The sequence below is a fragment of the Allosphingosinicella deserti genome (assembly GCF_003012735.1).
In the GTDB taxonomy this organism is placed as follows: domain Bacteria; phylum Pseudomonadota; class Alphaproteobacteria; order Sphingomonadales; family Sphingomonadaceae; genus Allosphingosinicella; species Allosphingosinicella deserti.
In genome coordinates this window covers 868,298-883,179 of sequence record NZ_PXYI01000001.1, presented here as the reverse complement: position 1 = coordinate 883,179, position 14,882 = coordinate 868,298, and the positions used below count along the sequence as shown (strand labels likewise).

The 14,882-nt window shown below is 65.2% G+C and carries 13 protein-coding genes; 6 read left to right on the top strand and 7 right to left on the bottom strand.

Annotated elements, in window-relative coordinates; translation table 11 throughout:
- Positions 1-23: 23 nt before the first annotated feature.
- Complete coding sequence (locus tag C7I55_RS04080; RefSeq protein WP_106511557.1) at positions 24-3,248, top strand: TonB-dependent receptor domain-containing protein; 3,225 nt, start codon at positions 24-26, stop codon at positions 3,246-3,248.
- A 190-nt stretch (positions 3,249-3,438) separates the two neighbouring features.
- Here the strand turns inward: C7I55_RS04080 and C7I55_RS04075 are convergent, their stop codons facing one another.
- Positions 3,439-4,125 (bottom strand): hypothetical protein, encoded by a 687-nt coding sequence (locus C7I55_RS04075; protein WP_233222026.1) that lies wholly within the window; start codon positions 4,123-4,125, stop codon positions 3,439-3,441.
- A 42-nt stretch (positions 4,126-4,167) separates the two neighbouring features.
- Here C7I55_RS04075 and C7I55_RS04070 point away from each other — a divergent pair, with 42 nt between their 5' ends.
- On the top strand, positions 4,168-5,154 hold the full coding sequence (locus C7I55_RS04070; protein WP_158266280.1) for a 2OG-Fe(II) oxygenase: 987 nt from the start codon (positions 4,168-4,170) through the stop codon (positions 5,152-5,154).
- A 16-nt stretch (positions 5,155-5,170) separates the two neighbouring features.
- Here C7I55_RS04070 and C7I55_RS04065 read toward each other — a convergent pair whose 3' ends face one another.
- Together C7I55_RS04065 and alr are read right to left on the bottom strand one after the other, a co-directional pair.
- Positions 5,171-6,064 (bottom strand): metallophosphoesterase family protein, encoded by an 894-nt coding sequence (locus C7I55_RS04065; RefSeq protein WP_106511555.1) that lies wholly within the window; start codon positions 6,062-6,064, stop codon positions 5,171-5,173.
- A gap of 25 nt (positions 6,065-6,089) precedes the next feature.
- Positions 6,090-7,130 (bottom strand): alanine racemase, encoded by a 1,041-nt coding sequence (alr, locus tag C7I55_RS04060; RefSeq protein WP_106511554.1) that lies wholly within the window; start codon positions 7,128-7,130, stop codon positions 6,090-6,092.
- A 173-nt stretch (positions 7,131-7,303) separates the two neighbouring features.
- On the opposite strand from alr, the gene C7I55_RS04055 reads away from it, so the two are divergent.
- Positions 7,304-8,881 carry an alpha-N-arabinofuranosidase gene (locus C7I55_RS04055; protein WP_106511685.1) on the top strand — a complete coding sequence of 526 codons (1,578 nt, stop codon included), beginning with the start codon at positions 7,304-7,306 and terminating at the stop codon, positions 8,879-8,881.
- Between the two features lie 225 nt (positions 8,882-9,106).
- On the opposite strand, the gene C7I55_RS04050 is transcribed toward C7I55_RS04055, so the two are convergent.
- Genes C7I55_RS04050 through C7I55_RS04035 form a run of 4 tightly spaced genes read right to left on the bottom strand, consistent with a single transcriptional unit; the run spans position 9,107 to position 12,688 of the window.
- Positions 9,107-9,367 (bottom strand): hypothetical protein, encoded by a 261-nt coding sequence (locus tag C7I55_RS04050; protein ID WP_106511553.1) that lies wholly within the window; start codon positions 9,365-9,367, stop codon positions 9,107-9,109.
- A gap of 35 nt (positions 9,368-9,402) precedes the next feature.
- On the bottom strand, positions 9,403-11,055 hold the full coding sequence (locus C7I55_RS04045; protein WP_199192705.1) for an SDR family oxidoreductase: 1,653 nt from the start codon (positions 11,053-11,055) through the stop codon (positions 9,403-9,405).
- Positions 11,052-11,513 (bottom strand): thiol-disulfide oxidoreductase DCC family protein, encoded by a 462-nt coding sequence (locus C7I55_RS04040; RefSeq protein ID WP_233222025.1) that lies wholly within the window; start codon positions 11,511-11,513, stop codon positions 11,052-11,054. The genes C7I55_RS04045 and C7I55_RS04040 overlap by 4 nt, the downstream gene beginning before the upstream one ends.
- Positions 11,514-11,515: 2 nt before the next feature.
- Positions 11,516-12,688, bottom strand: a complete 1,173-nt coding sequence (locus C7I55_RS04035; RefSeq protein ID WP_106511551.1) for a DUF418 domain-containing protein — start codon at positions 12,686-12,688, stop codon at positions 11,516-11,518.
- 282 nt (positions 12,689-12,970) lie between these two features.
- On the opposite strand from C7I55_RS04035, the gene C7I55_RS28010 reads away from it, so the two are divergent.
- The 3 genes from C7I55_RS28010 (at position 12,971) to C7I55_RS04020 (ending at position 14,806) form a co-directional block, all read left to right on the top strand.
- Entirely contained in the window at positions 12,971-13,624 is a 654-nt protein-coding gene (locus C7I55_RS28010) for an RBBP9/YdeN family alpha/beta hydrolase (protein ID WP_158266279.1), read from the top strand.
- Positions 13,625-13,818: 194 nt separating this feature from the next.
- Positions 13,819-13,992, top strand: coding sequence for a YezD family protein (locus tag C7I55_RS04025; RefSeq protein ID WP_106511549.1), 174 nt, complete (start codon positions 13,819-13,821; stop codon positions 13,990-13,992).
- A 58-nt stretch (positions 13,993-14,050) separates the two neighbouring features.
- The gene (locus tag C7I55_RS04020) at positions 14,051-14,806 is read left to right on the top strand and encodes a sulfite exporter TauE/SafE family protein (RefSeq protein WP_106511548.1); all 756 of its coding nucleotides are present in this window, start codon (positions 14,051-14,053) and stop codon (positions 14,804-14,806) included.
- Positions 14,807-14,882 lie beyond the last annotated feature (76 nt).

Genomic DNA, 14,882 nt, shown 5'->3' with positions numbered 1-14,882 from the left:
CACTGCAAAGGGATATCGTAGGGATGAGAAAGACCGGACTCCTGGGCACGAGCGCGATTCGCTCGGCCGTTTTTGTGGCCGCGTCGGTTGCTGCGTTCACGCCCGCGCTGGCCCAGACCGCGCCGGAAGATGATGAAACGGCGAGCGGCGCGCAAAGCGAAGCCGAGATCGAATCGAACACCGCGGTCGATGACGGCAGCACCGACCAGGTGATCACCATCACGGGCTCGCGCATTCGCCGCCCGAACCTTGAATCGACCGTTCCGATCACGTCGATCGGCGGCGAAGAGTTCTTCGAGACCGGCAACGTCTCCGTCGGTGACGTGCTGAACGATCTCCCGGCGCTTCGTTCGACTTTCAGCCAGTCCAACTCGACCCGTTTCCTCGGCACCGCCGGCCTCAACCTCGTCGATCTCCGCGGCCTCGGCACCCAGCGTTCGCTGGTGCTGGTCAACGGTCGCCGTCACGTCGCAGGCGACATCCTCAACAACGCCGTTTCGACCGACATCAACACCATCCCGGCCGACCTGATCGAGCGCGTCGACGTCGTCACCGGCGGCAACTCGGCCGTTTACGGTTCCGACGCCATTGCCGGCGTCGTCAACTTCGTTCTCAAGCGGAATTTTGAAGGCGCCCAGGTTCGCGGCCAGGGCGGCGTCAGTTCCTACGGCGATGCGGGTTCGTATTTCGGCAGCGTGCTGCTCGGCAAGAACTTCGCCGGTGATCGCGGCAACATCGCGATCAACGCCGAATATGCCCACCAGAATCAATATTTCGGCTCCAGCCGCCCGAACATCGCCCGTCAGGACGGCTTCATCGTGGTCGACACGGATCCGATCGGCAGCGACGGCAATCCCGATCGCGTGTTCTTCCGCGACTTCCGGTCGGCGACCCTGAACAACACCGGTCTTGTCCAGTTCGGCCGCGATGCCAATGCCGCCTTCAACTGCGGCCGGGCAGCCAACGGCAGCTTCTTCAACTGCCCGTACCAGTTCCAGACTGACGGAACCCTCGTTCCGGTGACCGGAACCCGCGTCGGCATCGGCCCGAACGGCAACTTCATCGGCGGTAACGGCGAGAACTTCCGCGGCGGCGAGCAATTCCAGCTGGCACCGAAGCTCGATCGGTACAATGTCAATCTTCTTGCCCACTTCACCGTTTCCGATGCGTTCGAGCCGTTCATCGAAGCCAAATATTCGCGCACGGAAACCTACGGCTCGGGGAACAGCGGCCCGGCTTTCATCACCGGAACCACGCTGGGCAGCTCGCGTGAGCGTGTTCGTCTCGACAACCCGTATCTGAGCGCACAGGCCCGCGGCGTTTTGACCGAGAATTTCCTCCGCTCGGCAGTCAACGTCAACACCGGTGCCGCCTTCGAAGATATCGAGAACGAAGACGGCTCGATCACTACGGCGGCTGCTCAGCTCGCCGCTCAGCGTGCGGCAGTCACCGCCGGGACGTTCCGCTTCAATCTGCGCGAGAACCTGCTCGGTCTCGGCGTTCGCGCCGAGGAAGCCGTTCGCGAGACGTGGCGCGGTGTTGCCGGTGTTCGCGGCACGTTCAACGACGACTGGCAGTATGAGGTCTCGGCCAATTACGGCGAGTTCAAGGAGAAGACGGAAGTTCAGGGCAACCTGAACGTCCAGCGGTTCCTGCTCGCCGCCGACGCCGCCCGGGATCCCTCGAATGGCCAGATCCGCTGCCGTTCGCAGTTCGACCCCTCTGCAGCCATCGCCTATGTCGACGGGAGCCCGCTGCTCGCCGGCGATGTCGCAGCCTGCACCCCGCTCAACCTGTTCGGTGGCCAGTTCACCCAGGCTCAGCGCGATTATCTGCTCCAGAACACGACCTCAGTCGGCAAGATCACCCAATTCGTCGGCAACGCCTTCGTCTCGGGCGATCTCAGCCAGTTATTCGAGCTTCCGGCCGGCCCGATCGGTTTCGCCCTGGGTGCCGAATACCGGCGTGAGACCAACTCCTTCCGCGCGGACCCGCTCGTCGAAGAGGGCTACACCTTCTACAACGCATTGCCGGGCTTCAATCCGCCGGCCTTCGAGGTGAAGGAAGCTTTCGCCGAAATCCGGATCCCCGTTCTCAAGGATGTGCCGTTCTTCCAGAACCTGGAAATCAGCGGCGCCGGCCGCGTCGCCGATTATAGCGGCGCCACCGGCACGGTGTTCGCCTACAATGCAGGCGTCGACTGGTCGCCGATCCGTGATCTGCACCTGCGCGGCAATTATTCGCGCGCAGTCCGCGCTCCCAACCTGGTCGAGCTCTACTCGGCTCAGGGGCAGAACTTCGCGCCTGGCTTCGTCGATCCTTGCTCCGAGCGGAACATCGGCACCGGTTCCGCCACCCGCGCCGCCAACTGCGCCGCGGCGGGCCGTCCGGCGGGTTACGACTTCGTCTACAATGGTTCGCTTGAGATCGTCAGCGGCGGCAATCCGGACCTTCGCGAAGAAACGTCCAAGTCCTGGACGCTTGGCGGTGTGTTCACGCCGCGCTTCATCCCGGGCCTTTCCGTCTCGGTCGATTACTACAACATCACCGTGGACAACGTGATCTCGTCGATCACGGCCCAGGACATTGCCGATCAGTGCTACGATCAGGCGTCGCTCGAGAATCCCTATTGCGATCTGTTCGAGCGTGCGGGTGCCGGCGGCGGGCCGAACGGCGAGATTCCCTTCCAGATCCTCGAAGCAAGCTTGCTGCAGTCGTCGCTCAACTTCGCGCAGCTGAAGGCTCGCGGTATCGACACGGAGATCGCCTACCGGCACACGTTCGACTTCGGTCAGCTTGATACCCGGCTGACCTACACGCACGTGCTGCAGCGCGACGATTTCATCAACCCCGTCGATCCGACCTTTGCCGATCAGATCCTCTACGAGCTCGGCGATCCGAAGGACACGTTCAACTTCCGGGCCGATCTGAAGGTTGGAGCCTATACGTTCGGCTACCGACTGAATTTCATCGGCAAGCAGGTTCTCAACTTCGCTGAGGACATCTACTCGGTGCAGGGCCGCGATCCGGAAAATGCGGACTACGCCGATCGCGATTTCTACCCGAAGGTCTTCTACCACGACTTCCGGGTGGCGATCGACGCCAGCGACAAGTTCAACTTCTATCTCGGCGTCGACAACGCGTTCAACCGCAAGCCCCCGCTCGGCCTGACGGGCATCGGCGGTGGAAGCGGCATCTACGATCTTCGTGGGCGCTTCTTTTACGGCGGTGTGGTCGCCAAGTTCTAAGTCGAGCGCTTCAACGAACATGCTGGGCCGGAGCGATGCTCCGGCCCTTTTTTCTTCGCCAGGCGTGCCGAAACGGATAGCGATGAAAGCGGCCGCGGATCGTCCGCAAGCGAACTCGTGTCATTCGGAGGTAGCGCGCGCCATCACGCTCGCCGGAGCCGGTGTCCGATCCTGATGGGTCCGGGGCAGCTCAGGCGAAGCGGAAGTTCACCTTTGCTGGGCTGATCTGCCCGTCGAAGGCATGCTCGCGATAGGGTCCGTCGCGATCGACCCAATGCAGGAAGAGGTGCGCCGACCACGCATTGGGGTTTGGCTTGATCCGTCCGTGGCGATGATTGACGCCGCGATAAAGAACGGCGTCGCCAACCTTCATCGGCACGGTCGCGAATTGCTCCATCCCGAAATCCTCTTCGATCCGGGCGGACGGATCCGAACGGGCTTTCTCGACCTGCAGATCCCAGATCTCGCCGTCGCTGTAATCGAGCGTCAGGGACAGGCTGTGCTCGCAGGAATAGCGGTCCGAATGGACCTTGCAGACGTCGCCTTCCCGATACACCCGCAGATAATCGTAGGTCGGCAGCAGATCCTTGCCGACCAACTGGCTTACGATCGGCGTCAAGCCCCACAGGAAGAACAGCATCGGCTTGTAATGGTGCCCGTAGATCTCGAATGCCGGCCTGGTCAGCAGGTTGGGATGATCGCGCACCTGGCTGAGCGGGATCGCATTGGGCCCGATGTCTGCCTTGAGCGACTGCAGGAATGCGTGGGTCACATCGGGCGGAACCAGCCCTTCGAGATGGGCATAGCCCTGCGCTTGATAATCGCCGATCACCTTCATCCGCACGGGGTAGGAAAGTGGCCCGGAAAGCGCAAGCACGCGCCCCTTCCCGGAACCCTGCCGGCGCCTTATTCCAGCGTCATGGCCTCACCCACGATTGCGCGCGTCGAAGCGCTCCTGAATGCCCGCCGCTTCGACGACGCGGCGAAGCTGCTCATCAAGGCGGCCTCGGCCGGCGAGGCCCCGGCACTTGCCGAACTCGGCCATTGGCGGGTTGCCGGCAACATCGTCCGCCGAGACCTTTCGGCAGCGCGCACGGCCTTCGAGCGGGCGGGCGCCGCCGGCGATCGCGACTCCGCCTTGCTGCATGCCGCCTTTCTCGCCAGCGGCGTGGGCGGAGCTGCCGACTGGCCCGGAGCATTGAAGATCGTGCGACGGCTCGCGCCGCACGATCCACGCGCCGCGCAACAGGTCCGGCACCTGGACGCGATGCCCCTCGACGCCCAGGGGATCGCGGACGCGGCTCCCGCGCCGGAGGTGCTGAGCGCTGCGCCGCGGGTGGAAGTCTATCGAAGCCTGCTCACGGCTCAGGAATGCGCCTATCTCGTGACAGCCGGCAGTCCTAGCCTGCAACCTTCGGTCGTCGTCGATCCGCAGAGCGGCCGACTGATACCGCATCCGATCCGCACCTCGGACAACACACAATTCGGCGTCTATGCCGAGGATATGGTCGTCAATGCGATCAACCGTCGGATCGCGGCGATCAGCGGCACGGCGCCGGAGCAGGGAGAGCCGCTGCAACTGCTTCGCTACCGGGCGGGAGGAGAGTATCGCGCGCATATGGACGCGCTCCCTGGCGAACCGAACCAGCGCGTCCTCACCGTCATCGTCTATCTGAACGACGGCTATGAGGGCGGCGAGACGACCTTTGTACGCCGGAATGTGACGTTCCGAGGCCGGCCAGGCGACGCCATCCTGTTCGCCAACGTCACCTCCGATGGTCGGCCCGATCCCGAAGCACAGCATGCCGGCCTGCCGGTGACAAAGGGAATCAAGCTGATCGCCACCCGCTGGATCCGGGGCGCGCGCTTTACCTTCCCGGCGCCCAACTCCCTGCTGCCGTATTGAGGCGAACGAGGAAGCGCTATTCGCTCTGCGCCACGGCATCGGCACGCGCGGCGACCACAGGCGCCGGCGTTCCTTCATCCTCCCGCCGGCCTTCGAACTGCCAATTCTCGCCGTCATGCGCGAACAAGGTCGGCCGTCCGCCGACGAACGCGCTTCCGTCCCACCGCTGGACCTGCAGCTCGACTCGATCGGGGGCGATCTCGATCATGTTGAAGCTCTGCAACTCGTCCCCGCGCAGCCGTGTCGACGTGGCCGTGCCCGCCTGGATGACGAGGGCAGCGCCGGCCGTCTTCACCATCTCGCGCGCGGACTGGGCGTAGGTGCGGTGGAAATGGCCGGCGAGCAGGATGTCGACGCCGGCGTCCGCCACCGCCTGGAGCGCGTCTTCGTCGCGCTTCACCACCTTGCTGAGCGCCCCCTCGTCCCCGATCGGCATTGCGAACAGAGGATGGTGGGTGACCAAAATCTTGGTCTTGGCATCGTTGACATCGCGGAAGCGCTCCCGGATCATCGCAATCTGCTCGCGGCTGACGCTTCCGTCCTTGATCGTCAGCGAACGGGCCGTGTTGATCCCCAGCACCGCGAATCCGCCGGTCTCGACGAATGGGCAGAGATCGTCGTCGATATAGCGGCGATAGCGGTTCAGCGGCCGGGCGAAGCGGCGGAGGATGTCGTAGAGCGGAACGTCGTGATTGCCCGGCACCGCAAGCGTGACGAGGCCGCCGCCCTCGAGCCGCTCCAGCCAGTCGGACGCGATCTTGTACTGCTCCACACGGGCGCGCTGGGTGAAGTCGCCGCTGATCACGACCAGATCCGGTCGCTTCTCGAACAGGAAGGTTTCGACGGCGGCGACGATCTCGGGATCGTGGCGGCCGAAATGGACGTCGGAGAGGTGCGCGATGGTCGACATGCGCGATGAACGACCAGGGGCGCGTTCAGGTCCAGACGCGCGCGTGGCGATTGCCGAGGACGGTCAGCAGCTCATATTGCGAAAGGCCGGACTGCGCCGCAGCCGAGACGAGATCGTAGTCGATCTCGACCCAATCGCCCTCGGCAAGATCGGGCGAGATGTCGACGCTTATGGTCGTGAGATCCATCGATACCCTGCCCACCACCGGAAGCGCGGCACCTTCGAACCACGCCTGTCCGCGGCTTGAGAATCCCCTCAGATAACCGTCTGCATAGCCGAGATTGAGCACCGCGAGCTCCACCGGCTGGGCCGCCGTGAAGGTGGCATTGTAGCCGACGCACTCGCCGGCCTCGGCGCGGCGGCGCTGGACGATCTGGGCATCGAGCCGGACCACCCGCCGGATCCCGCCCGCCGCTTCGGCGCGCGGTATGCCGCCGTACAGCGCAATGCCGGGGCGGGTGAGGTCGAAAAGATAATTCGGGCCGAGGCAAATGCCGGCGCTGTTGGCGAGGCTGCGGCGCCGTGCGGGTATCGTGGCGGCGAGCTCCGCGAACCGGTCGCGCTGCCGCATATTCATGTCGGCATCCTCGTCTCCGCAGGCGAGATGACTCATCAGCGTTTCGATGGTGAGGCCATCCAGCAATCCGGTTGCAACATCCGCCGGTGAGAGACCAAGCCGGTTCATGCCGCTGTCCAGCATGACATCGCAGGGACGCCCGCCCCCAGCCTCCCGCCAGCGCCGAACCTGCAGCGGGGTGTTGAGCACCGGACGTGCGCCCGACACGGCGGCGCGGCCGAGATCTTCCTCCTGGAAGCCGTGGAGCACGGACAGCGACGCGTCGCCCAGCAACGGCAGGAGCGTATCCGCCTCGTTCCACGTCGCAACGAAGAAGTCGCGGCAGCCGGCAGCGAGCAACCGAGTCGCCACCTCCGCCGCGCCGATCCCATAGCCGTTCGCCTTCACGGCGGCGCCGCACGCCGCGGCACCGCTGCGCGCCGCAAGCCAGCGCCAGTTGGATACGAGCGCCTGCCCGTCGATACGCAGCCGGAGGGGGTGGTGGGTCACAGCGGCGCGATAGCGGCCTCTTGGGCGGTTCGTCCAGTTTCCGCTTCGTCGCAGACTCGGCCGCTTCGCAACGAAGTCTCTTGTCTGAGTTATGGATTGTTCATATCGATTTCACCGACGTCCAAATGGACGCGCACGGCATCCGCCGCGAGAGGGAGAAGAGTCGAATGGAAATGGTGAGGAGGATGCGCCGGGCGGCGCTCGGATGCGCAGCGATCGCGCTCGCGGCAGGCATGGTCGCAAGCGGACCGGCGTATGCGCAGAGCGCGGCGGCAAGATCGACCACGGTGACGGTGAAGGCGGACGCGCCGGGCGCCAGGATCGACCGGCGAATCTTCAGCCAGTTCGCCGAACATCTCGGCACCGGCATTTACGGCGGCATCTGGGTCGGCGCGAACTCCAGAATTCCGAACACCCGCGGCTATCGCAACGACGTCGTTGCGGCTCTGCGCAATCTCAAGGTGCCGGTGGTGCGCTGGCCGGGTGGCTGCTTCGCCGACGAATATCATTGGCGCGAGGGCATCGGCCCGCGCAACCAGCGCCCGACCAAGGTCAACACCCACTGGGGCGGCGTCACCGAGCCGAACAGCTTCGGCACGCACGAATTCATGGACTTCGCCGAACTGATCGGTGCCGAGGCCTATGTGTCGGGCAATGTCGGCAACGGCACGCCGCAGGAAATGGCCGAATGGGTGGAATATATGACGGCCCCCGCTGGCAGCCTCGCCGATCTGCGCGCCAAGAACGGCCGCAAGCAGCCGTGGAAGCTTCCCTTCTTCGGCCTCGGCAACGAGTTGTGGGGCTGCGGCGGCAACATGACGGCGGAGTATGCCGCCGATCTCACCCGCCGCTACGGTACCTTCGTCAAGGCGCCGCAGGGCACCAAGATCGAGAAGATCGCCAGCGGCGCCAATTCGGTCGATTACAATTGGACCGAAGTGATGATGCGCGAGGCCGGCAAGACGGTCGACGGGATCGGAGTCCACTACTACACCGTACCGGGCACCTGGGAGAAGAAGGGTCCCGCGACCAACTTCTCGGAGGAGGATTACGCCCGCACCATCTCCAAGACGTTGCTGATGGACGAGTTGGTCCGCAAGCATTCTGCGATCATGGACAAATATGATCCGGCGAAGCGGGTGAACCTCGCCGTCGACGAATGGGGCACCTGGTACGACGTGGAGCCCGGCACCAATCCCGGCTTCCTGTATCAGCAGAACACGATGCGGGACGCGATCGTCGCAGCGCTCAACATCAACATCTTCACCCATTATGCCGACCGGGTGCGGATGACCAACATCGCCCAGATGGTGAACGTTCTCCAGGCGATGATCCTCACCGACGGACCCAGGATGGTGCTCACGCCCACCTATCACGTCTTCGAGATGTACAAGGGCTTCCAGGATGCGACCGCCCTTCCGGTGGAGGTGGCCTCTCCATGGTACAACAAGGAGCAGTTCACCGTCCCGGCGGTGAGCGCCACCGCGGCCCGCGACAGCACCGGCGCGATCCTGATCGCCCTGGTCAACGTCGATCCGAACCAGCCGGCGAGCGTCAGCGTCGATCTCGGCAGCGCCACGGCCAGCGTTGCAGAAGGACGTGTTCTCGCGGGCGCCAATATCGGGGCGCATAACAGCTTCGATGCGCCGACCCAGGTGCAGCCGGCTCCGTTCACCGGCGCGCAGATCGCCGGAAACCGGCTGTCGGCGACGCTGCCGGCCGGATCGGTGGTGGTGCTGAAGCTGCGCTAGAGCATGATCGGATCAGGCTGAATCAGCCTGATCCGTGAATCATGCTCTCGTCCTTGGTTTAGAGCCTGATTCACACCTCAGGTCGGAGCTAAACGCTCCAACCCAAGGTGATCAGGCTCTAGAGCATCGCGCCGAAAAGTGGCTGCCGGTTTTCGGCTTCAGCGATGCGCTTACAAAAGCCTGGAGCAGCAAGCGTGATTCCCAGATCGCGCTCGCTGCTCCAGTTCAGTCGGGCGTGAGGCCGCCCGCAAGGTCCATGAAATTGCGCGCGGCCTCACGGTCGGCCTCGTCCTTGAAGGCGACGTCCAGATCGGGCGCCACGCCGAGCATGTGCATCAAGGCCCAGAGCGCGAAACGGCGGCCGCGATCCTTCTCGAGGCCGAGATCGACCCGCATGCGATCGACTCCCGCCTCCATCGCCGACGGCGTGAGAGCGGCGAGATCCGCCGTCCCGAAATAGCGGCGAAGCTGGTCGTCAAAGTCCATTCTTAGATCCTATGGCGTCTGCCTTCGGCGGTGCCTTAGGGGACGGCAGTCTCTCGTGCCACAGGTGAGACCTCGAGCCACCCCTCATAGGCGACGACGAGGCCGACCAACGGCAGCGCGATCGCGACGTCGAAGCAGAAGCGGCCGTCTTCCGCCCATTCCCGCGCGGGCGCCTTTGGCGCGATCGCCAGCGGCAGCCGCATGGGCCCGAGCCACCACCGCCGCATCACCATCTTCAGGCCACCGTCATCGCCCAACGGAAGATCGAACCCGAAACGCAGCAGCCCGAAATGCTCGACCAGGAGCCCGCCGCGTTCTTTGAGCATGCTCTCGAAGCGCCGGCCGCCGAAATCCCGAGTCCAGATCTCCTCGCCGTTTCGTTCCCTGACGGTGACGTGCAGCGCGTGTTCGCCTGCTGGCGGGAATCGGAACAGGGCGGCGATCAGCCGGGCGACCGGATTGCGCCCGCGGCGTACAATCGCGCGGCCGGCGGCGCCGGTGTCGCCGAGCACCGCGTGAAAGGCGCGGACGGGCGGCGCCAGAGCGTCGAAGTCTGTGCCCATCACGCGTGCATAAGCCGGCGCGGGAAGCGCGCGCTCGCGGACCTCCCATGAGGCCGGCATCCGCGACAGCACTGCTTCGAAATCCTCGATGGTCAGCGCCGTGCCGGCATCGCGCGCGCCCGGTACCAAGGTGTCCAGCCGCTCCAGCAGGATCGATGCGGCCAAGCTTGGAATTTCGGGCCCCTGCCCCTCTTCGGCGATCAGCGTCCAGATCCGTTCGATGCGGCGGCTCCCCGCTTTTCCGACGAGGCGGACGGAGAAGGCCGACCTAAGCGACGATGTCCATCGGCTCCACCCGTGAAGACGGACGAGCAGGTTGGTCAGCCCCGATGCACTTTCGAGCCAGTGCCAGCGCACCGGCCAGCTGAGCAGCCACAGGCCGATATTGTGAAGCCGAACGTCGGTGCCGGCGAGGAAGCTCACGGCCGGCCGACCCGGTAACCGCGCGGGCAGCAGATCGAGATCCGGGACATCCGCCAGGCCGACGAGGCGCCGGCGCAGCGGTTTTACCCCTTCGACCGTGAAATCCCTGCGCTGCAGGTCCTGCCAGCCCCACCCCGTTGCCGGGCGGCGCCCGCGCCAGAGCCGGATCGGCTTGCCGAGGTAAGACAGCACGGCCGCCGCGACCGACGCTCCGGCCGTGCCGCGGCTGGAGGCGCTGAGGACTATCTCGACGGCTCCCACCGTATCGAGGCCCGCGGCAAGCCGCGAGGTCACCGCGCCAGACAGCGCCGGCAGGCTGGACGCGCCCGATATCACCGCGACTCCGGCCTTGCGGGCGGCCGCATCGAGCCTGCCGATGCTGCAAACGAAATCGCGCCCGTCCGCGATGTCGACATAATGGGCGCCCGCGGCGATGGCCGCTTCGGCAACCGCATGGTCCGCCCCCTGGAATGGCCCCGCCGCGTCGATCAGTGCAAACGGACGCTGCGTTCGCAACGCCTCGACAAGCCCGGCATCGCGGTCGACGACGAACGGGATCAGCCGATCCTCGCCGGCACAGAAAGCGTGCGCCTTGGCGGCGTTTCGCCCGGCGACCAGCACTTCGAAGCCGGCGGCCGCGGCGCGCCTGGCGATTCGGCCGCCGAAGGTGCCGTAGCCGCCGAGGATCAGAACGCGTTTCACAGGATCCGCGCCCGATCCTCGTCCCTTGGCATCCAGCACGCGGTGCGCCTGCCGAAGAGCCGGTAACGATTGCGCGCCACCAGCCGATACAACGTGTCGCGCAACGGTCGCGGCACCATCCTCAGCGCCCGTGCAGCGCGCCACGGCCATCCGAGCCCTTCGCCGATCGCGATCGCCGCGTCGGAATGCGTGAGCAGACGCCCTTGCGAAAGCACGAGAAGGGTCTCGTAATCGCCGTTCGCAAGGCCGAAATGCCGATACAGCGCCTCTCCGACCGGTCCCTGCGCCGTCGTCAGCCGAAAGGCGGCTTTACGATCGTGGCGGAGAACGAATTTCGCGTTGGCCGAGCAGAGCACGCACAGGCCGTCGAACACGATCAGCGGCTTCTCGTCTGCAAACGCCGGCACGTTGGGGTCGGCGCGCCACGAATAGGCCGGGCGGTGGTTCTGGCTGGCCACGATCAGGCCGTTGCTGGACGCACGAAGGGGATGTCCAGGCTGCGCCGGGTCGCTGCACGCCAGAGCCATTCCAGCGGACCGAATTGGAAGCGACCGAACCACCAGCGTGCGAGGACCAGTTGCACGGCAAAGCTGACGAGGCCGAGCAGCAAGGCCTCGCGGCCGCTCAGATCGTCGTGAAGATCGAGCCCGAAGCCGTAGAAGACCGGCACGAAGACCAGCGACTGGCCGACATAGAGGCTGAGCGTCATCCGGCCCGCCGGTGCGAGATGCCCGAGGATCCGGCCATGAAGCGCCTGGAAGATCTCGACGAACAGGACGATCTGCAGCGCGAGCGAGCAGAGCGCGATCCATCCCGAGAGCAGCCACCCCACATTTGCAACGACCGCGGCCGGCGCACTCGGGTCGACCGCGGCAAGCAGCCAGGGCCTCGACGCCCACAAACCGACCATGATCACGCCCGCCGCTCCGCCGATCCACCTGCGAGGGTGCACGAAGCGATCGGGCTCGGAAAAGAACCGGATGCGTCCCAGCACCAGGCCCACCAGGAACAGGCCGACGATCTGCAACAACCGACCGGTCTCGACATAATAGGACCAGGCCGAGATCCGGCCGGCGAGAAGATTGACTCGCAGGACGTCGGCAAAACCACCGTCGGTCAGCATCGCGGTGCCGGATTCCGCCATGAACAACGGCGGTGCGTTCGCCCATTCCGCCCCGGCGGCTGCGGCCATGGCGCGCGCGATCAGCGGCGGTTGCAGGAAAGACAGAGCGGCAATGACGATGAGGAGCCTGTTGCTCCTGATCCTGTCGAAGGCCAGCAGCATGAGCCCGAGCGGCGCCAGCAACTGAAGGATGTCGCCGCGATAGACGAGGCTGTGCGCGATGCCGATCAGCAGCAGCAGGAACAGCCGCCACGCGAACCGCGCCTCGGGCGCTTCGCCGCGCGCACGGGCGCGCTCGAAGATGAGCGAGAAGCTCAGCCCGAAGCACAAAGCGAACAGCGCGAACGCCTTGCCGGCGAACAGCGCGAACACGGTATCGAAGGCGAGGCTCGGCTGCGGATGGGCCCAGTGGAGCTCGAACAGCTCGACGCAGTGGACGAGGAACAGCCCCATCAACGCGTAGCCGCGCAAGGAATCGATCAACTGGAGACGGTCTCCCGGCGGCGTCATTGTCCCTCCCGAATGTGCCCGATGGGCACGTTAGAGGCGCAATCGGAGAGGGCAAGCGATCGCTGTGCGCGGCGTCGCCAAAGCGATTTCGGACCGGCTTTCGATTCGACCGGTTGGGCGCGAGGCCATTGTCAACCGCGGCACTTAGCTATTCTTCTGCTGTTGTCGCTTCCATGTCGTCGACTCAGAAATGACGGCGAAATGCGAACGGCAGGCATCGACCGGACCACCGGAGGGCTCCTTCAGACCACACTGCTGAGCGCAGATTGCAAGGAGGCACAGGTGCAATTGGAACTTCATCACAGCAGCGCGAAACGGCACCATCCCTTCGGTCAGGAGGACGGCCCGCACGGCGTGCTGACGATCGCCGGCCTCGACAATTCGGGGCCGCGGCACTGGCAGAGCGCGTGGGACAGGCTTCCCCATTTCAACCGTGTGGACTTCGGCGAGTGGAACGAGCCTCGCCTGCACGATTGGGTGCCCAAGCTCGATCGCGCCGTTCGCGAGGCGCCCCGCGGCGTCGTGCTGGTCGCGCATAGCCTCGGCTGCGTAGCGCTCGCCTGGTGGGCGGCCCTCTCGTGGAGCGAAGCCTTCCGCGAAAAGGTCTGCGGCGCACTCCTCGTCGCCCCGCCCGATGTCGACGCCGAGGATGTCGATCCGCGGATCCGCGACTTCCGCCCGATCCCCCGGGTGCGGCTGCCATTTCCCAGCCTCGTCGTGGCAAGCCGCGACGATACCTATTGCAGCTTCGCCCGGGCGCAGGAGATCGCCTCGGCCTGGGGAAGCGAGTTCGTCGACGCCGGCTTTGCCGGGCACATCAATGCCGAATCCCCGGTCGGCGCGTGGGCGGAGGGGCTGCCGCTGCTCGCCCGTCTGACCGGCCACAATCCGAACCTGCTCGTCGCCGAACTGGGCCTGAGGACCGCTTTTGCCTGAGAGCCTTTCATGAGCTTGGGCAGCCTTCGCGAGGTGGGCTGCTCTCGAGGCGCCCCGGACGACGGACCGGGGCGCCTCGAACCTTTGCGTGCGGCAGTGCGCACAGGAACATTTTTTGACGGAGCCTATTGTCAACTAATTCGGTTGAGATACTACTGCACCACGAATCGACACAAGTCGACGAGGAGGATTCGATGAGCGACATGACGTTCGGAACCAGGCCGCAGCCGCTTCAGGCGCTCGACGAGGCGATGCGCGTCGTCCGGGAGAAAGCGGGCTCGGTACGCTTCGGGACGATCACCCTCACCATTCACGAGGGTCGTCTCACTCAGCTTGAGGTGACGGAGAAGCGTCGCTTCGGCGGTTGACCGCAGGCAGACCGATGGCAAAGACGGCGGCCGCAGCCCACCCGAGAAAGTCCCGTGAATGGACGGCTTCAGCCTGTTCGATCTCCTGCCGTTCATTGCCGTTGGATTTGCCGCCCAGATCGTCGACGGAGCGCTTGGCATGGCATTCGGCGTGATCTCGTCGACCTTGCTGCTGAGCCTTGGCGTTCCGCCCGCCGCGGCATCGGCCGGCGTGCACACCGTTGAAACCTTCACCACCGGCGTCTCCGGGTTCAGCCATATCCTTCATCGCAACGTCGACTGGAAGCTGTTCGCGCGCCTCGTCATTCCGGGCGTGATCGGCGGCATCATCGGCGCCTATCTGCTCAGCAACATCGACGCCGGCGTCGCCCGCCCGTTCGTGATGGCCTATCTGGCGATCATCGGCGTCTACCTGATCTGGCGCGGCTTCCATCTCACCGGTGAGCACAAGGCGGCACGCATGGTCGAGCCGCTCGGCCTTGCGGGCGGGTTCCTCGATGCCGCAGGCGGCGGCGGCTGGGGCGCGGTGGTGACCGGCAATCTGCTGGTTCAGGGGCACGAGCCGCGCAAGACGATCGGCACTGTCAGCGCGTCGGAATTCGTGCTGACCACCACCATCTCGGCGACCTTCATCGCCAGCTTGGGCTGGTCGGCCTTCACCGAAGCGACGCTCGGCCTGCTGATCGGCGGCGTCATAGCGGCGCCGCTCGGCGCGTTCGTCGTCAAGAAGGCGCCCGGCAAGGCGCTGCTCATTTTCGTCGGCTGTCTGCTTACCGTCACCAGCCTGTACGGAGTTTATCAGGCGCTCGGCTGAGCGCCGCATCCCAAACATCCACATCATTCGATGCCGACCGGACAGCCGGAGGCGTCGCGATCCATCAGGGGAGGTT